Origin of the sequence: Cognataquiflexum nitidum, from assembly GCF_022538055.1 — a bacterium.
Lineage (GTDB): Bacteria > Bacteroidota > Bacteroidia > Cytophagales > Cyclobacteriaceae > Cognataquiflexum > Cognataquiflexum nitidum.
On record NZ_JAKZAM010000048.1, the window covers coordinates 1 to 23977 of the forward strand.

19 protein-coding genes and 1 pseudogene are annotated in these 23977 nt (G+C 42.1%); 9 read left to right on the top strand and 11 right to left on the bottom strand.

The annotated features are described in order from the left end of the window. Window positions 1-302 precede the first annotated feature (302 nt). The 3 genes from MMU07_RS20520 to MMU07_RS20530 form a co-directional block, all read right to left on the bottom strand. Window positions 303-2519, bottom strand: coding sequence for a DUF5916 domain-containing protein (locus MMU07_RS20520; RefSeq protein ID WP_241128481.1), 2217 nt, complete (start codon window positions 2517-2519; stop codon window positions 303-305). A 179-nt stretch (window positions 2520-2698) separates the two neighbouring features. Continuing rightward, window positions 2699-3118, bottom strand: a complete 420-nt coding sequence (locus MMU07_RS20525) for a secondary thiamine-phosphate synthase enzyme YjbQ (RefSeq protein ID WP_418884525.1) — start codon at window positions 3116-3118, stop codon at window positions 2699-2701. 44 nt (window positions 3119-3162) lie between these two features. Beyond that, window positions 3163-3999, bottom strand: coding sequence for a transposase (locus MMU07_RS20530; protein WP_241128482.1), 837 nt, complete (start codon window positions 3997-3999; stop codon window positions 3163-3165). A 302-nt stretch (window positions 4000-4301) separates the two neighbouring features. On the opposite strand from MMU07_RS20530, the gene MMU07_RS20535 reads away from it, so the two are divergent. Together MMU07_RS20535 and MMU07_RS20540 are read left to right on the top strand one after the other, a co-directional pair. After that, window positions 4302-5054 (top strand): energy transducer TonB, encoded by a 753-nt coding sequence (locus MMU07_RS20535; protein WP_241128483.1) that lies wholly within the window; start codon window positions 4302-4304, stop codon window positions 5052-5054. A gap of 178 nt (window positions 5055-5232) precedes the next feature. Then, window positions 5233-5805, top strand: a complete 573-nt coding sequence (locus tag MMU07_RS20540) for a porin family protein (protein WP_241128484.1) — start codon at window positions 5233-5235, stop codon at window positions 5803-5805. 315 nt (window positions 5806-6120) lie between these two features. On the opposite strand, the gene MMU07_RS20545 is transcribed toward MMU07_RS20540, so the two are convergent. Further along, a complete protein-coding gene (locus tag MMU07_RS20545; RefSeq protein ID WP_241128485.1) occupies window positions 6121-6828 on the bottom strand; it encodes a GIN domain-containing protein in 708 nt (235 codons plus the stop codon). A gap of 373 nt (window positions 6829-7201) precedes the next feature. Here MMU07_RS20545 and MMU07_RS20550 point away from each other — a divergent pair, with 373 nt between their 5' ends. From MMU07_RS20550 to MMU07_RS20565, 4 genes and pseudogenes are all read left to right on the top strand, one after another. Continuing rightward, window positions 7202-9094: a sulfatase-like hydrolase/transferase gene (locus MMU07_RS20550; protein WP_241128486.1), complete on the top strand. Its 1893-nt coding sequence runs from the start codon at window positions 7202-7204 to the stop codon at window positions 9092-9094. Window positions 9095-9358: 264 nt separating this feature from the next. Then, window positions 9359-10141, top strand: coding sequence for a type IV toxin-antitoxin system AbiEi family antitoxin (locus tag MMU07_RS20555; protein WP_241128487.1), 783 nt, complete (start codon window positions 9359-9361; stop codon window positions 10139-10141). Continuing rightward, window positions 10122-11012, top strand: a pseudogene (locus MMU07_RS20560) (nucleotidyl transferase AbiEii/AbiGii toxin family protein). The gene MMU07_RS20555 and the pseudogene MMU07_RS20560 overlap by 20 nt, the downstream one beginning before the upstream one ends. A 131-nt stretch (window positions 11013-11143) precedes the next feature. After that, the gene (locus MMU07_RS20565; protein WP_241128488.1) at window positions 11144-11632 is read left to right on the top strand and encodes a very short patch repair endonuclease; all 489 of its coding nucleotides are present in this window, start codon (window positions 11144-11146) and stop codon (window positions 11630-11632) included. Between the two features lie 15 nt (window positions 11633-11647). Here the strand turns inward: MMU07_RS20565 and MMU07_RS20570 are convergent, their stop codons facing one another. Both MMU07_RS20570 and MMU07_RS20575 read right to left on the bottom strand, forming a co-directional pair. Further along, a complete protein-coding gene (locus tag MMU07_RS20570; protein WP_241128489.1) occupies window positions 11648-12757 on the bottom strand; it encodes a Fic family protein in 1110 nt (369 codons plus the stop codon). Between the two features lie 311 nt (window positions 12758-13068). Beyond that, the gene (locus MMU07_RS20575) at window positions 13069-13638 is read right to left on the bottom strand and encodes a hypothetical protein (RefSeq protein WP_241128490.1); all 570 of its coding nucleotides are present in this window, start codon (window positions 13636-13638) and stop codon (window positions 13069-13071) included. 93 nt (window positions 13639-13731) lie between these two features. Here MMU07_RS20575 and MMU07_RS20580 point away from each other — a divergent pair, with 93 nt between their 5' ends. The 3 genes from MMU07_RS20580 to MMU07_RS20590 all read left to right on the top strand — a co-directional run bounded on the left by MMU07_RS20580 (window position 13732) and on the right by MMU07_RS20590 (window position 16578). Further along, window positions 13732-13938: a helix-turn-helix domain-containing protein gene (locus MMU07_RS20580; RefSeq protein WP_241128491.1), complete on the top strand. Its 207-nt coding sequence runs from the start codon at window positions 13732-13734 to the stop codon at window positions 13936-13938. 15 nt (window positions 13939-13953) lie between these two features. After that, window positions 13954-15915, top strand: coding sequence for a DUF2075 domain-containing protein (locus MMU07_RS20585; protein WP_241128492.1), 1962 nt, complete (start codon window positions 13954-13956; stop codon window positions 15913-15915). A gap of 255 nt (window positions 15916-16170) precedes the next feature. After that, window positions 16171-16578: a hypothetical protein gene (locus MMU07_RS20590; protein ID WP_241128493.1), complete on the top strand. Its 408-nt coding sequence runs from the start codon at window positions 16171-16173 to the stop codon at window positions 16576-16578. A gap of 295 nt (window positions 16579-16873) precedes the next feature. Here the strand turns inward: MMU07_RS20590 and MMU07_RS20595 are convergent, their stop codons facing one another. The 5 genes from MMU07_RS20595 to MMU07_RS20615 form a co-directional block, all read right to left on the bottom strand. Beyond that, window positions 16874-17524 (bottom strand): HAD family hydrolase, encoded by a 651-nt coding sequence (locus MMU07_RS20595; RefSeq protein ID WP_241128494.1) that lies wholly within the window; start codon window positions 17522-17524, stop codon window positions 16874-16876. 29 nt (window positions 17525-17553) lie between these two features. After that, window positions 17554-18165: a zeta toxin family protein gene (locus MMU07_RS20600; protein WP_241128495.1), complete on the bottom strand. Its 612-nt coding sequence runs from the start codon at window positions 18163-18165 to the stop codon at window positions 17554-17556. Further along, window positions 18152-18325: a hypothetical protein gene (locus MMU07_RS20605; RefSeq protein WP_241128496.1), complete on the bottom strand. Its 174-nt coding sequence runs from the start codon at window positions 18323-18325 to the stop codon at window positions 18152-18154. The genes MMU07_RS20600 and MMU07_RS20605 overlap by 14 nt, the downstream gene beginning before the upstream one ends. Window positions 18326-18643: 318 nt before the next feature. Further along, window positions 18644-20056, bottom strand: coding sequence for an alanine/glycine:cation symporter family protein (locus MMU07_RS20610; protein ID WP_241128497.1), 1413 nt, complete (start codon window positions 20054-20056; stop codon window positions 18644-18646). 399 nt (window positions 20057-20455) lie between these two features. Then, a complete protein-coding gene (locus MMU07_RS20615; protein WP_241128498.1) occupies window positions 20456-23593 on the bottom strand; it encodes a WD40/YVTN/BNR-like repeat-containing protein in 3138 nt (1045 codons plus the stop codon). Window positions 23594-23977 lie beyond the last annotated feature (384 nt).

The following is a 23977-nucleotide window of genomic DNA, read 5'->3' on the forward strand; positions in this document are numbered from 1 at the left end:
ATATCCACCAATATCCAGTATCCATGAATATCTATCTTCTACACCCAAATAACCATTAACCAAATAACCCAATAACCAATTAACCCTTCACCTAAAAATATCCACCAATATCCAATATCAATCAATATCAAAATCAACCAGAAAAACACCTCCCCTTAACCAATAACCCTTCATCTAAAAATATCCACCAATATCCAATATCAATCAATATCAAATTTGTCCGACCATAATATCCACCAATATCCAGTATCCATGAATATCTATCTTCTACACCCAATAACCAATAACCAAAAAACCCCCTTCTAAATATTAAACCAATAATTCAGCTTCATGACCAAAGCCCGTTGTTTGGACATAAAATTGGATGGGAAGTAATTGTCGGTGTATACAATAAAAAGATCAGAAACAGGGGCATAACGCCATTGGAGGCGGGTGTTGATGTTGATATTGTCAATCTGATTGTTGTACTGTAGGAAGGTAGTCCAAAAGAGGCTTTTGGTAAATGTCAGGTCAATCCTTGGGCCAATAAGAAAAAGATCTGCGTCATTTTGAGGCTCAGGCAGCCTGATGTTGTTATAACTCAGGTTCATCGAGATATTGGCTATATACCCCATTCTCCAGCTCATAGTTCCCTGGAATGTTTTGATATTCCCTGTAAAATATTCTCCAATATCCCCTCTTAAAGACACGAAGACCTTGTTTCTCGGATTGCTGATATACCTAAAGCCAATCAATGAATTGTTGTAGTCAGTCCCTGCCAAGAGCTGTTCCCCTCCGGTCCTCGTCGGATCAAAATCTGAAAATAGGTATGTGTAGCGGTTGGAAGCAGTGACCGTCAAAGTAGAAAGGGATTGGAAACGTATCCTGTAGAAAAGAGCATGCAAGCCATCAGTGACTCCTAATTCTTCATTCCATAGTATCTCTGTTTCTACGCCGGGTCCATGTCTGTTGATCCAATTTGACTTTGGAAAAAATTGATATTCAAATGAAGCGAAGCCCCTTTTATAGTCGTTTCTTGGGGTAAAACCCACTGCGGGATTATAATTTTCACCTACTTGGGAAAAAGCCACCGAAGCGGTGATAGCCTGCGTGGCATAATTTAAGGAAGCATGCGCAGTGGCAGTATTGTCTAAATCTTCTTTTTCAAATGTCTTGTGGTAAAAAAACTTGCCCGTCCACTTGTTGTCTTTGGAGGCAAGGTTATAATCCACACCCAGCAACCTGTTGGAAAGGCTGTCATTGAACAAAGGAATATTCAGTTCTTGGTTCAAAGTCTCCCTGTTGACAAAAATCACCCCGATGTTTGACCGGGTAAATACCTTTCTTTGTATGGCCGCAACAGAGAAGTTTTTGCCTGCAATACCTTTTTCCTCGTCATTGGCGGTCTGCATATTCATGGCTCCGATCCGCCAGTTGTCGTCGAGTTTTCCACTTAGTCTGCCCCCAAAGAGGATCTGATTTTGCACATTCTGTCCTGTATTCTCATCCCTGTCTACACCTATCCTTCGGGAAAAAAACGGCCGGAGATTGGTGGCGCCAAAGTCTGCAAACAAATCAGCGTTTTCAAGGAAAAACTGCCTTCGCTCAGGGAAAAAGATCTCAAAACGATCCAGATTGGTCACCTGCTCATCTACTTCTACCTGCGAAAAATCCGGGTTGACCGTAAGGTCCATATTCATCGCCGGGCCAATACCAATCTTGGCATCTCCGCCGAAAGTTGGTTTCAAAGGATTGGAAGTACCCTCAAGGAAGTTTCGGTCTGTGGCCATCGCCGCATAGGGAATCAGGGAAAGGTTGGTGCTTTCTTTTTTCAACGGCTCGGAGAAAATCAATTTCCTGCTAAATGCAAGGTTGATCACATTAAAATTTCTAGGAATAGGCGACCAGGTGCTTCTTTCGTTGTACTTGCTGTCGATTCGGTAAAAATTGACGTTCCAGTTGCTCGCGCCGTCATTGTATCTCAGTGTTGAAAAAGGGATGGCAGCCTCTATGATCCAATGGTCTTCGTAGATTTTCGCCTCCGAATACCATTTATTGTCCCAGGCTAGGTTCAGGTCGGAAGATTGCATGCCACCGTTAGCAATCAGGGACTCCCGCTGCACTCCGAAGGGATTGATTCCAAATTGGAACCCGCTGCTGTAATCATTGAAAGTGTCCAAAACAAAACTTACACCGTCATTTTGTTCACCACGGTAATCTCTTCTCAGAGAGGTACTCACATATTCCTGTGGAGTCCTGGGGCCAAGGTTGTACATCACCGCGGCGATGTATAGGAATTTGTCATCAAAAGCGATTTTTACCCTCGTTTGGGCTTTAGCAAGTGAAGTATCCGAAGGAAAAAACTGCTGGAAATCCTGTGCCCATCCTTCCTGTTGCCAGATCGGCTCGTCCAAGACACCGTCCAGCTTGATTTCCATTTTGATTTTGTCCGCAATGATCGCCGGAAGGTCCTTTCCTGTAGTTTGGGCAAAGGAAATTCCAACATGTACAAAAAACAAAAAGGTAAAAAGGTGTTTCATTCTGGGGACTTTAAAACCTAAATTAGACCATGAAACGTTGGGGGCTTTCCTGATTTATACCAAAGGCAAAAAAAAAGCATTTGAGGTATTATATATCATTTTGAAGGGCTCCCTCAGTTATACTTGCCAATTTCATTCTCTTCATCACATAATAATACCGTAAACTCAGCTTCTCTTTTTTACTCACCCATAGCAGTAAGGACGATGCTTCTTGGACCTCCTCGATCCCGAAACTCACACAGGTAAATCCCCTGCCACGTTCCCAAGTTGAGCCTGCCACCTGTGATTGGAATTTGAAGGCTGTTGCCAAAAAAACTGCTTTTGATATGGGCAGGCATGTCATCATCCCCTTCGTAATTGTGGATAAACTTAGGGTAGCCTTCCGGAATCAAGTCATTGACAAAGGTCTCGAAGTCTTTCCGCACCGTCGGGTCGGCATTTTCGTTGATCGTCAAACCTGCCGAGGTATGTTGGATAAAAACATGGAGAATCCCCGTTTTGATCTGCTTGATTTCAGGAATATGCATCTCAATCTGTGTGGTGATAAGGTGGAATCCCCTAGGAAAGGGCTTGAGGCTTATGGTTTTTTGGATGGTCATCAGGAGAATTATTATAGGGCTTTTTATTGCAATGCTTCATAAAATTAAAAAAATCCATCTTCTTTCCATTTTGAAGGATTGTTTTCAATGTATTTGGCAATCCTCTGGTAGGCGGCCTCATCCCTGATGATATGGTCATGGTATTTGGATTGCCATGCAAATTCAAATCCCATTCTGTTGGCATGTTTGGTTACAGCAGATTTATAAGATCTTAATATGGATGGGAGAGAATCTTTCTTTGGAGAAATTGCAGCCATGTGCTGGGAGAATTCTGTAATTTGGGGAGAATCCTTTTCCTTAGAGAATCCTCTTTTGGCTGTGGAGTCATTGCATGCATCAGAGGTGGAGTCGTTGCATGCATCAGAGGTGGAGTCGTTGCATGCAACGACTGTACTGGGATCTCCCTCCTTATCTAGATTTCTGGAATCCTCTTCTTCCTCCTGATTTCTGGAATCCCTATCCTTATCCTGATTTCTGAAATCCCCATCCTCCTCCCGATATATAGAATCCCCATCTTCCTGATATCCGGAATCATTATTCCCATTTTCCTCCTTTCCCTGATCCTCCTTTCCAAAATCATTTTTCTCCTCCTTTCTTTTCTCATCCGGCTTATTGATGATCAATATTCCATGGATATGATTGGGCATCACCACAAAGGCATCCAATTCCACATACTTATGGTGGTTTTTGATTTCATGCCAAAATACATCGGCAAGCACGCCTGCACCGGAAAGAATCATTTTCCCATTGCTCACTTTTCCAAAATAATGCTGCCTGTTCAAAGTGCAGATGGTGACAAAATAGGCTGCATTCCAGGTGTAATCCCACCACTTTGCCCGGAAAGATTCAGTTCTGTATTTGTTTTTATATTTTTCAGCCATAAAAAACATGTTTTGCTGTGAAGGTATCTCCTTCTAAAAATACCCCATCTACTTTCTATCCCCAAATCAAAAGCCGATCTTAAACGTTTAAATGTAATAGCAAAACTCCAATTCGATTTTAGCTTTTACCACTCCCAATATTCTTTCAGGATAAAATAGGTATCGGATTCAATATATAATGGCCAACCCCCAGAGCATGTGGCTAACTACCAGCTTTTGGTTTTTGATTGAAAATAATGGAACCCATGATTTGCATTTGAGTAATTTTTCAGCCAATTTTTGTCCATAAATCCCTTTGCCTAATGGCTTCCAAAAAATCCTTTTTGATCGCATTGCTAGTATTGCTTCTTCCCCTTATTTCCCACTCCCAAGTTTTACAGTATTACAACAGACATTTTATAGCCATAAAGGATACGGCTGCATATAAGCCTGTGTATTTCAGGGCACTAAGCCAAGGAGAACCTGAGTCAACTTCTAAGTATTTCAGAATGGACAATTCCCTTGCCATGGAACAAGCCAATGAAAAAGATGCATCAGGAAAAATCATTCGAAGGAACACGGCCCGTTTTGGGGAAGATGCTTACCTCAGCAGGAATACCTTCAGGGATTATGTCAGGGACAGTATCGTGGAAACCACCTTTTTTGCCAACGGCAATCTCAAATCCTCCAAAACCACAGTAAAAAACGAAGTCCTTGAAAATCTTTTTTTTGACGAAGAGGGAATTCCAAAACCTGCCCCAATCTATGAAAATGCCCTGCCGGAAGGAGGGATGGGAGCATGGAGAAATTTTCTCATCCAAAACCTGAAGTATCCAAAGTCCCTCATCGACGAAGCCATAGAAGGCAAAGCCGATATTTTCTTTGAATTAGATGAAAGTGGGAAAATCACTCTTTTTGAGGTAATGAATCTGGAATACGTGCATCCCGATTTGGCCAAGGAAGCAATTAGGGTATTTGGTCTTTTTGCCGAAAAACCTTGGAATCCCACAAAAATTGATGGTATTGCCGTCAAATCAACTATGATTTTACCGATTGCTTTTACACTGGAGGATTGAATTTTCTTTGAAGTCATGGCCTCTATCCACCTTTTTAAAACTTGCATTTTGACCAAAACAAGCAATTATACAAGTCTTATTTTTATTGTGTAAAGATAGGGGGTTTGTTTTGGGTCACCTTTGGATCGGGTTAGGGAACTCCTGACACTATGATTATCCCAAAACAAAACAAAAACTTATGAAATTTTACCTTCTTGGATTCATGATGGCCGTTATCCTGACAGGAACTGCATCAGCCCAACACGTCAATATCGGTGTCAAAGCTGGCCTGAATGTGTACAACCTTACAGATGGAAGCCAATATAGCCCCAAGGCAGGACTCAACCTAGGCCTCCTCAGTCATATTCACCTGACAGACCAGTTTGCCCTGCAACCCGAAATATACTATTCCGGACAGGGAGCAAAAATCGAAAACATCAATACCAACCTCAACCTGGATTATATCAATGTCCCGGTATTGCTCCAATACATGTTTGACAACGGATTCAGGATACAGGCCGGCCCACAAGTCGGGTTTTTGGTGGCTGCCAAAACAAAATCAGGCAACACCACCATCAACGTCAAAGATGACTATGAAAGCATTGATGTGAGCTTGGGAATAGGCGCAAGCTATATCAATCCCGCTACCGGATTTGGCATAGATGCCCGGTACAACCACGGTATGAGCAACGTGCGAACCTCAGGCAACTCAGATTCCAAAAACAGAGGCTTCCAATTGGGCGTCTTCTACCTCTTTGGGCACAAAAATTAATCTATTTTGCAAGAATACCCGGGACAGCGAAAGCTGTCCCTTTTTTTATTTAAGCAATACCAGAAAAGCATTTTTAGATTGGAGTCTTCCTCTTGCGTCTCTTCCAAAAGTTGCCAGCTGCTATTTGCCGGAGATTCATTTAGATCAAGGAGACTCCATTACCTCAAACCTCTAACTTCATCCTTCATCCTTCATCCCTCCTCCTTTCCACCTTCCCAAACATCCGTCATCGGTCATCGGTCATCCCGACTTCCTACTTCCCACCTTCCATACTTCCCACCTCATCCTTCCTCCTTCCTCCCTCATCCTTCCCCCTCAATTCCTATTCACCCTCCCTATTCCCGAAACTTTCTCGCTGATGACGGTGGGATTGCCGGTGTAGTTAACCACCCCAATGCCGTCTACCTTCAGCGTCAACTCACCTTCGCAATGAACCGAAACAGCCCCGATCCCAGAACTCGTTAGATTCACATTTTGGACAGTCAAATCAGATGCATCAATATTCCCCACGCCATCATTGACAAGCCTCAGTTCATAGGAACTTCCTTTGAGAGACATATTTCCCACGAAGCTCAGCCTGGCATCCACCGCTTTGGCGTCGAACTCCAAAGTAATATTACCTACACCATTTCCTGCGATCAACAAATCACCCAAATCCAGTGTTTCGGTACTCTTGAGATTGCCCACGCCTTCAAATCTGAGCTCACTCAAGTCTGCAAGATCCAAGTCAATCTTAAGTTCATCCCTCATAAAAAATGCACCTGATTTCTCCTCATCCAATGTCAATTCCAAAAGGTCTCCCGTCTGTACTATTTTTAGTTGCTTTACCAAATCCTCATTGCCGGAGATGACCATGGTTTCATTGCCTCCCTGCGAAATATTTACATTAAAAATACCTTTGAGCTTGAGCTTGGTCACTCCGGCTATGGCTTTCTCTTCACTGTAACTGCTATTTTTGCTTTCGCAGGAGACCAAAAACATCCCCGCAAGGATTGAGAAAATCAGAATTGCTGTGGCTTTCATAAAACTGTAAATTTTGAAATGTAAAACGATGCATTGAAAATAAGGAATATCTTTGAAAATCATCGAGGGTAAGAGATTGAAATAGTAGGAGATCAAATCTGATCTGGGATTACTCGCAAAGAACAATCCTGCTGAAAACAGCGTACAGTAAAATCTATTAGGCAAAAAAAAATGGTTTTCAATTATGTGTATCCACTTTCTTTCACGTAGCCAAACAAAAATTGGTTATAGGATCGATTATAGGCTCAGTGGACTGTGGTCTGTCGTCCGTGGACCAGTATCCGCATTCGAGATAGTCTCTTATAGCCCAACGTGCAACATTGCGGATACTCATATTTTTAATTAAGTAGCAAGACATAAAAGATATACCCCCATGAAAATCTTTATTCCTATTCTTCTTTTGTATACGCTGGTCTTCTTTTCCTGCAATTCTGAAAGCCAAAAAGATCTCCCCCCGCCCAACATCCTGTGGATCTCCACTGAGGACATTGATCCGGCATGGGGATGTTATGGTGATGAATACGCTACTACACCCAATATCGACGGTCTGGCAGCGGATGGCTTTGTCTTTACAAGAGCAAGCTCTAACTCTCCCATTTGTGCGCCGGCCCGCTCTACTTTGATTGCCGGCATGTTTGCCACTTCCTTGGGAACCCAACACCTACGTTCCGATGTGCCCTTACCCAATGACCTGAAAATCCTGCCCGAAATCCTCCGGGAGCATGGCTATTATACCTCCAACAACGTCAAAACAGATTATAACTTCAGTGCTGAAGGTCGTTGGGATGATAGCAGCAAAGAGGCTCATTGGCGAAACAGGAAAGAAGGTCAACCGTTTTTCTCCGTAGTCAATTTTATGATTACCCACGAAGGCCCCACCAACAATGCCGACCCCGAATCGGTAAAAAAGGACCTGAAGCTGAGACATGACCCCGAGAAAGCACCTATTCCGCCCTATTTTCCCGATACCCCCAAAATGCGGGAAATCATGGCCCATGCCTATGACCTGATCAGTATTTTTGACCAAGGAGTTGGGGAGCTTGTCCAACAGCTCAAGGACGACGGGCTGTATGACAATACCATCATCTTTGTATTTTCCGATCATGGCTTTGGCCTTCCCCGACACAAGCGTTGGCTGAACAACTCTGGCTTACACATTCCCCTCGTCCTCCATGTTCCGGAAAAATACCGACACCTGGTATCCAATCTGAAAGACCAAAAGGTGGATGACCTGGTGGGTTTTGTGGATTTTGCACCTACTGTCTTGGGCTTGGCGGGCATAGCCCCTTCTTCCTATATGGAAGGCAATAATTTCCTTGGCCCCAATGCAGTGAAAAACCAGTACAATTTTGGCTTCCGAAGCCGTGCGGACGATTGTCATGAGATGTCGCGGTCGGTTTCGGATGGACGATACCTATATATCCGCCATTACCTGCCCCAACTTCCCTACATTCAAAATGCCATCATCTACACCCAAGGCAAACAGGCCATGGAGGAAATCTATCGGGCAAGAAATGAAAAGACCTTGCCTAATGACATGTCACAATACTTTCATTTCAAAATGACGGTGGAGTTATATGACCTGGAAGAAGATCCTTATGAACTGAATAACCTGGCGATGAAACCCGAACATCAGGAACGCATTCGTTCATTCCAAAAAGAACTGGATCAATGGATGGTAAAGCACCGGGATTCGGGCATGCTCAATGAATCTGAATATATGCTTAGGGCAAAAGGAAGTTCCGTCTATGAAATCTTAAGGGATGATACCCAATTCAATCCGGAGAAAACACTTGAAGCGATGAACTTAGTGGGCCAAATAGATGGAGGATCAATCCTAAAACGCATGCAGGATCAGGATCCACTGATCCGATATTGGGGCTTGATTGCTTTGGAAAGTGCCGGGTTGAATTCCAGCTTGTTACTTCAGGAACTGGAAAACATATTGGATAACCCTTCTCCAATCAATGCCATTCAAAGTGCCAAAATGCTCATCCAATTCAAGGAAGATCCCAAAGCCTATCAGACATTGGGGAATTACCTTCAGGCGGAAGAGGAAACCACCGTCCTCCATGCTGCCATTGCTTTAAGGCTTCTTGAAGAAAAAGCCAAACCGCTGATCCCTTTGGTCAAAGATAAAATCTATCCCAAATATGCAGGAGAGGTATGGGGCAGATATAAATCCTGGAGCTACCCCATGTTTATCGGCATGGCTTTGGACCAAGCCCGGATCAATTGCGGGGAAGAAATTCTGGTGAGGAACTAATATGTCCAAAAAGTCAAAACCTGCCATACCCAAACCCTATCCCTTACCCAGAATCGACCTTTGTAAATCGTTCGTAAATCGTCGTTCGTAAATCGTAAATCAAAACTCGTTCTTCGTAACTCGTCAAGGGCAAGGATACCAAACCCGAAAAACTCCTTAACGTTAGTTTAAATTTATACATAAAAAGGTACCTGCAGTTCCCATAATTTATAAATTTTAAACTATTGTTTTTAGAAAGTTTAAATATATCCATATATTGGTACTATGGATAACGATAACCGGTCTAAAATAAACAAGCTACTTAGCTCGAGTCCCTCCGGGATAGTTTTTACAAGCAGTTGGTTGAAAGAGCAAGGATATAGTCTAGACCTGCAAAAGAGATACAGAAAAAGCCATTGGTTTAAGTCTATTGGATCAGGGGCAATGATTAGAACAGAAAATAATGTGGGATTTGAGGGTGCGATTTTCGCTATGCAAAACCAATTGAACACCAACTTTCATCCAGGAGGCCTAACAGCGTTATCCATGTTGGGTAAAACACATTATTTGGAACTGGGGTCATCAAAAGTCTTTCTTTTTGCCTTTGCCAAAGAGCATTTACCGACTTGGTTTCATCAATATGATTGGGGCTTAGATTTTTCGGTCTCTATGACGGATTTTCTGCCTTCCGATATTGGTCTTGTAGAATTTGAAGTCAAAAATTTCAAAATAAAAATATCAGGTCAAGCCCGTGCAATGTTGGAATGTCTGTATCTCAGTCCCAAAGAACATTCATTGTTAGAATGTTTTGAACTTATGGAGGGGTTGAATAATCTTAGACCTAAATCTGTGCAGGAACTTTTGGAGGAATGTACATCCGTCAAAGCGAAAAGGCTTTTTTTATACCTTGCCGAGAAGGCCGGTCATTCTTGGTTAACCTATATTAATTTTGATAAAATTGATCTTGGAAAGGGTAAAAGAAGTTTGGTGAAAAATGGCATTTATATCCCCAAATATCAAATAACTGTTCCCAAAGAATTAGAAGAAGATGATCAGGCAGGAATTTAGAAATCAAGTAAATCTTCTTTTGACTGTAATTCCGGAGGTAGGGAAAGAGGAATGCTTTGCGCTCCACGGAGGAACCGCCATAAATTTGTTTTTGAGAAATATGCCAAGACTTTCTGTTGATATAGACCTGACTTATGTACCTATCGAGGATAGGGAGGTATCAGTCAGAAAAATCAATGAAGCTCTGCTTAGAATAAAGTCCAATATAGAATCCATAGTGCCTAATGTGGCAGTAACCCATTTATCTTAAGCCCTAAAGCTATTGATATCGACAAAAAATTCCATCATTAAATTGGAGGTGAATCAGATAAAAAGAGGCGTGTATGGACCAACATTTCGAGGTGTTCTATGTGAAACGGCACAAAATGAATTTGATACTTTTTGTACAATACCTATAGTGCCGATTGGTCAGGTTTATGGGGGAAAGATTTGTGCTGCATTAGCAAGACAACATCCCCGAGATTTATTCGACATAAAATTTCTGTTAAATTCCGAGGGCTTTTCCGAGGAAATCAAAAAGGGCTTTTTGTTTGGACTCCTTGGAGGGAACAAACCAATTCATGAAATTATTTCTCCTAATCTGATAAACCAGCGATCGGCAATGGAAAAACAATTTAAGGGTATGACTAGGGAACAATTTACCTACAAGGATTTCGAGGAAACACGTAGCCAGTTATTTGCTACTATTCAAGAACACCTTACGGAATATGATAGACAATTTCTCCTCAGTATACAAAGATTAGAACCAGACTGGTCAATTTATTCCTTTCAAGATTTCCCGGCAGTCAAATGGAGGATAATGAATCTCAAAACGTTAATGGAAGACAATGAGAGAAAATATAAAGATCAGTATGATACCCTTACGCAGTAATTATTACAGAAATGATAACATAACTTACTTGGGTGGGAGAAAGAAAACAAAAGAATCTCGTGGAAATTAAATGGGTATATGTCCATTTTTATTTGAAAAACTGGACATATTAATTCACCTCCTTCAAAGCCATGCCCAAAAAGTCAAAACCTGCCATCCCCAAGCCCTATCCCTTACCCAAAATCACAGTCCCTGTATTCTGTGAGGAAAACGGCTTCTATACCACCAAGCAGCGGTCGTACAACATGTCCCAAATCAAGGGCAAGGACACCAAACCCGAAAAAATCCTCAAAAAAGCACTTTGGCATACAGGACTCAGGTATCGCAGCAACAAAAGAAACCTTCCGGGAAAACCCGACATTTCACTGATCAAATACAGGTTGGCGGTTTTTATCGACGGAGCCTTTTGGCATGGCTTTGATTGGGAAAACAGAAAAGAAACCATCAAGTCCAACCGGGACTTTTGGATTCCAAAGATCGAAAGAAACATGCAACGGGATGCCGAAATCAACCATTTCTACCGAACCGGAGGTTGGACCGTCCTCAGATTCTGGGATTTTGAGGTGAAAAAGGAGTTGGGGAGGTGTGTGAAGAGGGTGGTGGATGTACTCAGCAGATGAGGCTTGGGATATGCATTATCCTTCCAAGATTTTAACAAGGTCCCTATTGATGTAATACACCTCTCTACCATCCTTTATCTGAACCAATATTCCGGCCTCTACCAGTTCAGTAAAGTATTTGTTCAATGTTGTTCTGGATGTTATTTGCAGGAGTTCGCCGACCAACCTTGGTTTTATATAAGGTTGGCTGAACAGCAATTCATTGACTTCCTTATTATACCATTTGATGGTTCCCTTTCCATGTTCAAGGGTTGATTCCATCTGGTTCAATATGCTTATTATCAATTGATTTGTGAGTTGGGCTGTTTGTTCCACTGCATCCAACATATAAAGAACCCATGGTTTCCATTTACCGGCCTGTGTAACCCCTGCTAGGTGCTGGTAATATTCGTCTTTATGGACAATGATGTATTTGGAAAGGTAAAGAATCGGTTGATTGAGCAGCTCTTTTTTGACCAGATACAGTAAGTTCAGAATTCTCCCAGTACGCCCATTCCCGTCAGGAAAAGGGTGGATAGCTTCAAATTGGTAATGTGATATACACATTTTTAAGAGTGGGTCTGTATCCGGATCTAGAGTGTCATTTATATAATTCAAAAGATTAGACACCAAATTTTCAACAATACCAAGTCCTCTTGGTGGGGAATAAATTATTTCCCCGGACCTAAATTCACTTTGGCCTCTTCTGATTACTGTCAATGAATGAGGAGGGCGTATTCCTCCAGTGGTATTTTTGATTTGTCTAAAAATTGCAATTATTCCATCCAAATCAATAACTCCTTTTTCTTGCATTCGTCGATATCCTTCCCATAGAGATTCCCTGTACCGCAATACCTCCTTGGTAGAAGGACTGGCTTGTCCTTCTTGTATCGTATCCGATACAGCTTTATAGAGTTCATCTTCTGTAGTAAAGATATTCTCTATCTCGGAGGATGACCTTGCTTCTTGGAGGGATATGGTGTTGATCAGCATATGTGGGTTTGGTAACCTTTGGACATTGCCATCAACAGAAGCCAAAACTCTTGAGGAACTGATTAGTTTTTTTAGGATATCCACATCTTCTCCTATACCTAATGGAGGTAAAAGCGGTAAGCTGTTAAAAGGTTGTGTCCTGTCGTAAACCATAGCTTGATATGTTCAGAAAAGATACTGTTTTTGAACATGTCTGCAATATAGGCTGATTTGGTGGACATATTTTGATCATATGTCCAATTTTTTTAATAAAATGGACATATCAGATTTTTATGTCCAATAAAATGAAAGGATGACATAGCAATAGACCGGTTGAATTTTTCGAAAGTGCATTCTGGCCGATTGGGAAAACAGAAAGCAAGCCATCCATTCCAACCGTGACTTTTGGATTCCCAAGATCGAAAGAAATAGACATCGGGATGCCGAAATCAACAATTTCTACCGCTCCGGAGGTTGGACCGTCCTCAGATTTCATATCCCTTTTCAATCCTTTCCAAAAATTCAGTTACATCTCTTTTATCAGTTACTTCTTCATCTGTCAATTCAAATCCATCAAATTCGTGCCATTCGTGATCAATTTCAGGGTTATAAGGATGTTTATGAAGCCTTGGTAATCCCCAGTCTTGTGGGACAAAAAACTCACTTGAGATCAATTTCTCCCTTAATACTTCTGTTGCCTTAGTTGGCGAAAGAAAACTTGGATTAGGGAAAATGACAGCCCCAAACTGCTTGTAATTCGCTCCATCTCTATATAAATAATTCATTCTTAGATTGAGGGTTGTTTTTGCAATACCAATCGGTAGCTTTTCCAAAAAATCATCTAAGTCTTTCTCCGATTCGAAAGATACAACTGGTTCAATTCCTGATTCAAAAAATTGGATCAATCCTATTAAGCTTTCAAAAAATCTGAAATGCTTCCCCTCATAATTGTAAATATATACCTGTCTAGTTTCCTCAAACCTTACCAAGTTTAGGATTTCAATGGTTCGGGAGGGTGAAATGTATTCGGTAGAGATAGGGATGATTTTGTTCATAAACGGAATAGTTACTTTACAAAAGTAAATTTAATTCTTTTTTTGTCGACTATAGCCGGTGGTACAATAGGCCACATTTTTTCAGATTGCAAGATGGACATTAAAGTTGCTTACGGCGAAAAAGTTAAAGCCATTAGAAAAAATCAGAATGTATCTCAAGAAAAGCTTGCTGAACTAGCTGAGTTGGATCGCACATACATTTCTGATATTGAAAATGGAAAAAGAAATGTTTCGATTGAAACAGTCTTTAAAATCGCTAAGGCCCTTAATTCTCCAATGATAAATTTTTTTGAATTTTAAACTTTTAAGTAATAAATGGATAGAAGTTATTACTCAAATTCTGTATCCGACTTCTTAATTGATAATGGAGATAAGATACTTGGACAGTTAATTAGAAATCATGATTTTCCTGCTGAGAACTTACAGCGAAACGCCTGGATAAAACAAATCGACATACTTAAAAGCACACTCAAACCCTTTACAAGGGGACGCATTTATTTTGAGTTCGCAATACCCAGAATGGGTAAAAGAGTTGATAATATTTTGATAATCGATGACTTTATTTTTGTTATCGAATTTAAAGTGGGTGACTCAGAATATCAAAAGCATGCCATTGAACAAGCAGTGGACTACTGTTTAGATTTACAAAATTTCCATGAGGGTAGTCACCATGAAAAAATAGCTCCTATCCTAATTTCAACAAAAGCACCTAGTGTAGAAAACACTATTTCAGTAAAGGACAATTTATTTGAACCATTAAAATGCAATCAAGTAAATTTTACCGAGTTAATTTCAGAAGTGCTTTTTTTTAGCGATGGATATAAAATAAACCACACATTATGGGAAAACTCTATTTATAAACCAACACCAACAATAATTGAAGCTTCCCAGGCACTTTACAGAGGACATTCTGTTGAAGAAATATCAAGACATGATGCAGGCGCAATAAATCTTTCAAAATCAACTGAAACTATCAATCGTATAATTGAAAATTCAAAATACAATCATACTAAATCAATTTGTTTCTTAACTGGGGTTCCTGGAGCAGGAAAAACTCTTGCAGGACTAAATATAGCAAATGAAAGAAGAAAAGCCCATGAAGATGAAAATGCGGTTTTCCTCTCAGGAAATGGTCCTTTAGTATATGTTTTAAGAGAGGCACTAATTAGAGATGAAGTTCTTCAGGCAAAAGAAAAAGGAGAGAAATTAACAAAGAAAAAGTCTGCAATAAAAGCTAATGCTTTTATTCAGAACATTCATCACTTCCGTGATGACAATTTAATATCAAATCAGGCCCCTGATGAAAAAGTTGTTGTTTTTGATGAAGCCCAAAGAGCCTGGACAAAGGAAAAGGCAACTTCATTTATGAAATCAAGAGGTAAAGAATTCGAAATGTCTGAACCTGAATTTCTAATTGATGTCATGAATAGACACCAAAACTATTGCACAATAATATGCCTCGTTGGCGGTGGCCAGGAAATAAATACAGGTGAGGCTGGGCTTTCAGAATGGGTTTTCGCTTTAAAAAATCATTACCCAGATTGGCACATATATTATTCAAGTCTTATAACAGGGGATAGTGACTATTTAAATGACGATACTTTAAAAGAATGGCTAAGTGAAAATGGAACAGAAGAAGAACATTTACATCTTTCAGTTTCAGTTCGTTCCTTTCGTTCAGAAAAAATTTCCAGTTTTGTTCACGCGGTAATTGCCGGAAATGCTGGTCAAGCCAAATTAATATTATCAGAAATCAATAAATTGTTCCCCATGCTCATTACAAGAGATTTTAATGTGGCAAAACATTGGCTTCGAAAAAACGCAAAAGGATCAGAAAGAATAGGACTAGTTGGGAGTTCGGGGGGAAGGAGATTAAGGCCATTGGGTATTGATGTAAAAAATGAGATTACAGCAGAGGATTGGTTTTTAAATGATTCTTCTGATGTTCGATCTTCTCACTACCTAGAATTAGTTGCTACCGAATTTGATATTCAAGGATTAGAGATTGACTATGTATGCTTAGCTTGGGATATTAACTTTTATTTCAAAAACGATGAATGGAATTATCAATCATTTGAAGGGACAAAATGGAAAGGAATTAATAGTGAAATAGACAAATCATATCTAAGGAATGCTTACAGAGTATTAATGACAAGGGCAAGACAAGGTTTAATTATTTACATTCCTTTTGGTGATGATTTAGATCATACAAGGCCAAAGGAATTGTATGATAGTACATTTAATTTTTTTAAGGAATGTGGAATCCAGTCAATTTGAGAATTCCCCAATCATTAATCGAATCTCCTCATTAAGCCTATCCGCATAAGGTTCCTCTTTACCTGATACTCTTCCAAAATGTTGATTTTTTCCTCAGCTAAATGAAGTCAAGATGCATGGCTAAAATGGTTCCGGCAAATCCATGAAGTAAGATTTCATAGGGTAATTTCTATTCATCGAATTTTTACCTAAACAAACCCCCTCCTCTCAACATTTCTTACCTTCTTCCCGTCATGGTTTCAAAATCGTGAACCTATGAAAAAATCCCTTCCATTACTCGCTATTTGTTTCCTTCTTTTTTCCTGTATGGAACAGGAAACCCTTATTTTAGAAACAGGGGAATTTCCCCTAGGTACCTGGACCAATTTACAATACGAAGAAACCGGATTTACCATGGACCGCAGCAACAGACTTGAAGAAAATACCTATGGATTTGTTTTTTCTGAAAACGGCAAACTCATCCATCGTGCCAATTCAAGTTTTTGTGGAACTCCGCCTATCCTCACGGCAGATTTTGTAGGAAAGTGGAATGTCAAGGGAGATGTAATCGAAGTGGAAGTTAATTTTTGGGGCGGAAAATACAGACAGGAATGGAAAGTAAACCAGCTTTCCGGCAACACAGTAAAGGTCGAGCTGCTCAAGCAGGAATATTTTAACGATTAAATTTCTGAAGACTTTATCCACATTCCATTAATGCCTGACTTGAAAGATTTTTCTGTTTAAAACTGAACCTCGTTTCTTCTAGGCGGGGGGGATGACGGCGGACCGGGCCGGCCCCAGCCTCGTGCGTGGATAGGTTTCCGCCGTCTTGACTTTTTGGGCTACTTTTTTTGTCAAGAAAAAAAGTAGCTATAAAAGAGAGGATTTTTTTCATCAAGACTTCAAGAATTACTTTAAGTTTAATTTTCCATATGCACTTTTTTGTATACTACTAATCCCTTTGAAAGATCTGAGATGCTTAGCCAAACATCTCCCTCCCCAACTCCTCAAAATCCGCTACTACCCAATCGCAACCCAAAGAGACCAAAGTTTCCTTGCTTTCTGAGGTACTGATCCCGACAACTTTTATTCCGGCACGCTTTGCCGCCAAAATCCCTCCTTGGGAATCTTCGATGACAAGGCATTCTTCCGCCTGCAGACCGGCCTTTTGCATACTCAACAGGAAAATTTCCGGATCGGGTTTGCCCTTGCGGACCTCATGCCCGCCTGTGGTAAAAGAAAAATAAGAACGGATGCCGAGGCTATCCAAAGTGAAATCAATATTGGGAGGATCACCCATCGTCGCCAAGAGGGCTTGGATTCCTTTGGATTGGATGGCTTGGAGGAAAGAAGTCAGGCCATGGACTTCACGGATATGGGGGCGGTAAAGTTCGCGGTAAGTGCTTTCTTTTTCCTGTCCAAGGTCATGAAGGAGTTGGAGGTCTTGGATATTGGGAAAAAACCGCCGCATCATCTCATCGATATTGCCATGGTTTTGTGCATGGAATTCAGATTCATGGAGGTGGATACCCTGTTTTTTCAAAAATGCCAACCATGCATCCCGGTGGTAGGGGATATTATCCACCAGGGTCCCATCCATGTCAAAAATAATTGCTTTGAGGATTTTCATTGGGCTTATACTTCTAGTCAATTTAATACCTATTGATCCTCAGAGACTTGTGAATAAAGCTTTGGCATTATTTTTTTCAGGTATGAAGGAATGACATCCGTTTTTACTGGATTTCCATTTTGGAGCGAGAAGCAATATAAAGGCTCTCGATTGTATCTAGAGCAATCAAAAACATGGAGATTATTAAAGAATTTGAAATGAATATCTAAGTTGAGATAACCTTGAATAAACCTTCTTGAAATTTCTTTTTCAGGAACAAAATGTCCTCCGTTTTCAACACGGATGGCAACCCTTCTTTTTGCTTCCATCACTGAATCAAGACAAAAGTAAATCAAATTGACTTCAAAGCCTTTTTCTTTAAAAAAGGTAGGCCAGTAAAGTGGGTTACTATCAAAGTTAGTCTCGTAACAGAATGAGGAGCTATTTGAAATCGCGGATTGAACTTGTTTTTCCAATTCCTGGAAGGCCATGTTATGCGCCATTTCGTCTTGAAAATCCGTTGGAATGAGAGATTGATAAAATTTCAAAAAATAGAAATCATAATCAAATGGGACTATATTGCCGGGGACCAAAGCTTTAGAAAAAGAAGATTTTCCAGAGCCGTTGCAGCCGGCAATCACTAATAATTCAGGATTTGACATCCGTAAATTGGGGTGATGGCTTAGGGTTTTTCTTCTCAATACCTAAGGAAACATTTTTTTCATAAACCAAGATTTCTTTTTGGATCCTAGGCATTTGGGATAATAACCTTTCCTTCAAAGAAGCAATGAATTTATCGATATCGAACTTTGATTTTTCCATTTACCAAAGTTATGAATTTTTGACTGTAACCAAATGAATTTCCAAATTTGGAAAATCTCTAATTCTATCTCAATGTTTTGTTTTGGCTAAAGCCGATATGTTACTTGCCTATTATTATTGAATGGGCTAAAGCCACATTCCTATTCATCTTTGACCACTTCCGGTTCCGATACTTGGTACTTGTTACATGGTAATTCCTACAATTTCCCACCTTTTACATCCAATCTCCTACCAACCAAACTTTCTAACCTTGAAACCTTCCAACCTTAAAAATTTTTCAATCTTCCAATTTTCCAATCTTCCAATCCAAGAATCCCCCTACTTCCTCCACTTCTCCTTCATTCCCTCAAAATCATAACTCGGATCCACGCCCGCGTCTTTCTGTTTTTTGAAATCCTTCAGGGCTTCGAGGGCAGGTTTGCGGAGCAAGATGATGGCGATGACGTTGAGCCAAGCCATCAGACCCACGCCGATGTCACCAAAGGTCCAGGCCAATTCGGCCGTGCGGACAGAACCATAAAAGGTAGCCACCAGGATCAATATCCTCAGGACATAAGTTGGCCATTTTTGCTTGCCTTCTTTTTGGAGGTAACTCAAGTTCGTCTCCGCGATGTAGTAATACGCCATGATGGTCGTAAAAGCAAAGAACATCAAAGCTATTGCTACAAATCCCGCTCCGATGGAAGGAAAGTGGTGGCTGATCGCATTTTGGGTATATTCTGCGCCTATGGATACACCGGGGATATTCTCGACGATAAAGCCTCCCTCGGGATTGATGACGTTATATTGACCCGTGAATAGGATCATAAATGCGGTAGCGGTACAGACAAAAAGTGTGTCGATATAGACAGAAAATGCCTGAACCAAACCTTGTTGGGCGGGGTGGGCGACCTCGGCGGCGGCGGCGGCGTGCGGTGCTGTACCTTGACCTGCTTCATTGGAATAAATTCCCCTTTTGATCCCCCAAGCGATGGCCATCCCAAACACGCCCGAGTAAGTCGCTTCTAGGTTGAATGCCGAGCCGACGATGAGTCGGAAGACATTGGGAATTTCAGAGAAATTGAGAAAGATGATCGTCTGCGCCATCAGGATATAACCCAAGGCCATAAAAGGCACGACGATCTCGGCCACCTTGCCGATCCTTTTGACTCCTCCAAAAATGATCATGGCAAGCAGCAGACAGACAATTCCTCCCGTGATCTCCACAGGAATGGAGAAGGCTGTTTTGACACTCAGCGCAATGCTGTTGCTCTGTACACCGGGCAGCAGCAGCGACATACTCAAGATGGTGACAAAAGCAAAAAGGGCAGCATACCATTTGATTCCCAGTCCTTTTTCTATGTAGAAGGCCGGGCCTCCACGGTATTGTCCATCTTTGACTTCGCGGAAAATCTGTCCCAAAGCAGCTTCAATATAGGCGGAGGCAGCACCCAAAAACGCAATCACCCACATCCAAAAAACCGCTCCGGGTCCACCCATTGCAATGGCTGTGGCTACGCCTGCGATATTTCCGGTTCCGATCCTCCCGGATAGGGCTATGGCAAAAGCCTGAAAGGAGGATACACCCTTGTCAGAAGATTTTCCCACAAAAAGCAGGCGGACCATTTCCTTGAAATAGCGCACTTGCATAAATCCGGTACGGATGGAAAAGTAGATGCCGGCGCCTAGACAAAGAAGAATAAGGGCATTGCTCCAAATAATATCATTGATCGAATAAATGATTTGTTCCATAAAGGGGATTCTGATTTTTAGGAGTAAATGGTTTTTGGGAGTGGCAGGCTCAAAGAATCGAGAAAGCATGTTAGGGCGCGGTCAAATATATGACCTTCTCCATATTTATTTCTTCAAATTGTTTCAAAAGTCCCAAATAGGTAATTTTTGTTTCTTGATCGGGATAAAAAAGTAAAGTAAAAGTGATTCCCCAACTTCTCACCCCTTCGTTAAGGGGGCGTCACCCTGAGTGAAGCGAAGGGTCTCTGATGAATGAGATCTCTGTCACCTCTTACCTCTCACCTTCCACCTCTTACCCCTTTCAGAAACTTTGTACTTTTTGCTTGATACCTCTAAGCCTTTCCCAACTTTTGAACTTTGAAACATTCCAATTTTTGAATCTTCCAATCTTCCAATTTTTCAATTACCATAAAGCACCCCAATCCCCGCTTCCTGCAAGGATTTGTTGTAGCCTGGTATTGACGTTTGCAACAGCTTTTCTCCCCTTGCTTTCAGGACTTCCCATTCTTTAGTCAGTTCCTCAAGACGTTCTTTGGATCCTTGGTTTACCCTTGGGATCGAGCTTTCGGTCTGATTGATCAGGTACAGGTAGTTGGCGGTGAATTTATTGGGGAAGTTTTCGACATCGTCATAAGCTTGTGACTTGCGCTGCAGCATGTCTTCATCCCAAGCCTGCATTTCCTTTAACAGGTTTGCCCCGGAAGTGTGCAGGTCTTTTTTGGATGCGTCACCTTTGATTTTGGCCAAAAGGGCCTTCAGTTGCTTTTGGTAAGCCATCGCCTCGTTGATCATGTTATGCATAGAAGTAAGCTCGGCTTCCATCTTGGACATAAAGGCGTGGTATTCCTGATAGTCAGCTGTACTCAGTCCAAAATCCGGGTTGTCCACAATCTTGGCCGTGTTGCTGCTTTCTCCTAGAGATGATTTCAGAAGCAAAGTATAAATCCCGGGAATGGCCTTATGGCCTGAGAAACTTGCCTCCAAGTAAGCAGAGGGCACACCGGGCATGGTTGGATAGCGCATGTTCCAGACAAATCTGTTTACTCCTTTTTTGACGGTCAAAGTAGGTTCTGCTGAAGGGCCGCCATCGTATTTGATAAAGGTTGGGTCTTTTTTACTTGAAAATGTCCTTACCAATTCTCCTTTTTCGTCCCTGATCTCTAAGGTCAGTGCTGTGGAGTCATTCACAGATGCCGGCAAATGGTAGTAAATCACTACCCCATTGGCAGGATTGACTCCCTCAAAAGGATGAGTTCCCTTGAATTCTTCGCTATTGCCATTTAAGGGAGAATACCAATTTCCCAACATCGCATCGTCAGGTTGGTAGAGGAGCGGTTTGTCCACAGAGGGTTGGATTCTGCGGACAAGGTTGAGGTCGTCCAAGATCCAATAGGACCGGCCCGAAGTGGCGACGATCAGGTCATTGTGGGCTACTTTCAGGTCGGTGATCGGGGTGACAGGCATGTTCAGTTGGAAAGGTTCCCAACTTATGCCCCCATTTCGGGAGATGTAGATGCCGGTTTCGGTGCCTGCATAGAGGAGTCCTTTTACCACATTGTCTTCGCGCACGACTCTGGTAAAGGCACCGTAAGGGATGCCTTTGCTGATATTGGTCCAGGTTTTCCCGTAGTCGGTGGTTTTGTAAATCGCCGGTGTATAGTCATTGAACTTGTAGCGGGTAGTAGCGATATAGGCCGTGGCCGGATCCTGTGGCGAAACATCGATGGCATTGATCAGACATTCAGTCAAGCCTTTTGGAGTCACGTTGCTCCATGTCTTTCCATTGTCACGGGTCAGGTGAACAAGTCCGTCGTCGCTGCCTATCCAGATATGTCCTTTTTCGTGGGGAGATTCCATGATGTAGCTGATGGTGCCATAATTTTCGGCACCTACGGCCTCGTTGGTGTAAGGACCTCCGCCTTTTCCCTGTTTTTCCTTTTCATTTTTGGTCAGATCAGGAGAGACTACTTCCCAACTTTGGCCCATGTCTTTTGTCCTCAGGACATATTGCGATCCATGGTAATAGGTATCGGGTTCATGCTGCGACCAGATGATCGGGGCATTCCAGTTGAACCTGTACTTCATGTCGCTCGCATCCCTGCCGAGGTATTGGATCGGTGCGATCATGATATTGGTACTTCCCAGGGATTTGTGGTCTAGCACTTCGATGGTACCGAGGTAGCTGCCACCCAAAACGTACCTTGGATCATCAGGATTGAAGGCCAAAAACGCACTTTCACCCCCTGCAGAGTAATTCCAATGCTCCTGAGAAATTCCTCCCCTTCCCAAAGCCATGCTGTTGATGACCAAAGATGTATTGTCCTGCTGTCCGCCGTAGATGCGGTAAGGATATTGGTTGTCGGTATTGATCCGGTACATCTGCGCCGTCGGCATATTGGCCTGTGTGGACCATGTTTTGGCATTGTTGAAAGAAATGGCTGCACCTCCGTCATCTGACATGACCATGTTTTTGGAGTTTTTTGGATTGATCCAAAGGTCATGGTAATCGCCATGGGCACTTGGAAGCACTTCCCAGCTTTTGCCGCCATCGATGGAGCGGAGCGCCGGGGCACTGAGGACATAGACCGTATGTTCATCCTGTGGATCAGCAAAAACTTCTATATAATACCAAGCTCTCTGTACCAATCTGTTATCTCCGCTGACCATATACCAATCAATGCCGCCGTTTTCGGATACAAAAAGGCCACCTTGGTCCTTGTCAGAATCACTTTCTATCAAGGCATACACCTTGTCGGAATTGGCACGGGAGACCGCAATCGCCATTTTACCCTTCTCTTTAGGAAGTCCGTTGGAAAGCAATTTCCAGGTTTTGCCGGAGTCAGTCGATTTATACAAACCACTTCCGGGACCACCACTGATGACTTTCCATGGAAGACGCTGATGCTCCCACATGGCGGCATAGAGTACTTCGGGATAATTCATGTCCATGGACAGTTCCACGGCACCGGATTTATTGTCGACAAAAAGTACCTTCTCCCAAGTTTCACCGCCATTGGTGGATTTGTATACACCTCGGTCTTCGTTGGGTGCATGGAGCGCACCTTGGGCAGCTATATAGACGATTTCGGGATTGGTAGGGTGGATGACGATCCTGGAGATATGTTGGGTTTTTTCCAAACCTATTTTCCTCCATGTTTTGCCGGCATCTGTAGATTTGTAGACCCCGTCGCCATAGGAAGTCATCACGCCACGAGGTGCATGCTCGCCCATGCCGACGTAGACGATATTGGGGTTGGATTCAGATACGGCGATTGCGCCTACCGAACCGGTCGTAAAAAATCCATCAGAAATGTTATTCCAATGCTGTCCCGCATCCTCTGTTTTCCAGACACCTCCGCCTGTGGTTCCCATATAGTAGGTGAGCGGATCGCTGGACACACCGGAAGAAGTCACCGACCTCCCTCCACGGAAGGGGCCTATGTTCCTGAATTTGAGGGTGTTGTTGATTTCTTTGAAATCCTGTGCCGAGAGTTGGAAGGCACCAAGAAAGAGGAGGGCAAGAATAAGTTTTTTCATCAGAAAATGGGTGGCTATTGAAGGCAATCAATTTATAAAAAAATGTCGGTTTTAGGATATGGTATTTGATGGATGACTTTTCGGGAATTTGAGGTGCTTGGTCGTTTGTTCAGAGTTTACTTCAATCAAAACATCCGTCATCGGTCATTTCTTCCACCGATCACCTCTTACTTATTCCAAATTCTTTCCTAAAAACATCCTGACTTCCCAACCTCCCGACTTCCCAACTTCCCGACCTCTAACCTTTCACCTCTTACCTCTCCCCACCTCATCCTTCCTCCTTCGAATCTCATCCTTCAAAACATCCGTCATCGGTCATTTCTTCCACCGATCACCTCTTACTTATTCCAAATTCTTTCCTAAAAACATCCTGACTTCCCAACC

Coding starts and splice junctions, on each gene's coding strand:
- MMU07_RS20520 (WP_241128481.1), bottom strand. CDS start 2,519: ATGAAACACCTTTTTACCTTTTTGTTTTTTGTACATGTTGGAATTTCC.
- MMU07_RS20525 (WP_418884525.1), bottom strand. CDS start 3,118: ATGACCATCCAAAAAACCATAAGCCTCAAGCCCTTTCCTAGGGGATTC.
- MMU07_RS20530 (WP_241128482.1), bottom strand. CDS start 3,999: ATGGCTGAAAAATATAAAAACAAATACAGAACTGAATCTTTCCGGGCA.
- MMU07_RS20535 (WP_241128483.1), top strand. CDS start 4,302: ATGGCTTCCAAAAAATCCTTTTTGATCGCATTGCTAGTATTGCTTCTT.
- MMU07_RS20540 (WP_241128484.1), top strand. CDS start 5,233: ATGAAATTTTACCTTCTTGGATTCATGATGGCCGTTATCCTGACAGGA.
- MMU07_RS20545 (WP_241128485.1), bottom strand. CDS start 6,828: ATGAAAGCCACAGCAATTCTGATTTTCTCAATCCTTGCGGGGATGTTT.
- MMU07_RS20550 (WP_241128486.1), top strand. CDS start 7,202: ATGAAAATCTTTATTCCTATTCTTCTTTTGTATACGCTGGTCTTCTTT.
- MMU07_RS20555 (WP_241128487.1), top strand. CDS start 9,359: ATGGATAACGATAACCGGTCTAAAATAAACAAGCTACTTAGCTCGAGT.
- MMU07_RS20565 (WP_241128488.1), top strand. CDS start 11,144: ATGCCCAAAAAGTCAAAACCTGCCATCCCCAAGCCCTATCCCTTACCC.
- MMU07_RS20570 (WP_241128489.1), bottom strand. CDS start 12,757: ATGGTTTACGACAGGACACAACCTTTTAACAGCTTACCGCTTTTACCT.
- MMU07_RS20575 (WP_241128490.1), bottom strand. CDS start 13,638: ATGAACAAAATCATCCCTATCTCTACCGAATACATTTCACCCTCCCGA.
- MMU07_RS20580 (WP_241128491.1), top strand. CDS start 13,732: ATGGACATTAAAGTTGCTTACGGCGAAAAAGTTAAAGCCATTAGAAAA.
- MMU07_RS20585 (WP_241128492.1), top strand. CDS start 13,954: ATGGATAGAAGTTATTACTCAAATTCTGTATCCGACTTCTTAATTGAT.
- MMU07_RS20590 (WP_241128493.1), top strand. CDS start 16,171: ATGAAAAAATCCCTTCCATTACTCGCTATTTGTTTCCTTCTTTTTTCC.
- MMU07_RS20595 (WP_241128494.1), bottom strand. CDS start 17,524: ATGAAAATCCTCAAAGCAATTATTTTTGACATGGATGGGACCCTGGTG.
- MMU07_RS20600 (WP_241128495.1), bottom strand. CDS start 18,165: ATGTCAAATCCTGAATTATTAGTGATTGCCGGCTGCAACGGCTCTGGA.
- MMU07_RS20605 (WP_241128496.1), bottom strand. CDS start 18,325: ATGGAAAAATCAAAGTTCGATATCGATAAATTCATTGCTTCTTTGAAG.
- MMU07_RS20610 (WP_241128497.1), bottom strand. CDS start 20,056: ATGGAACAAATCATTTATTCGATCAATGATATTATTTGGAGCAATGCC.
- MMU07_RS20615 (WP_241128498.1), bottom strand. CDS start 23,593: ATGAAAAAACTTATTCTTGCCCTCCTCTTTCTTGGTGCCTTCCAACTC.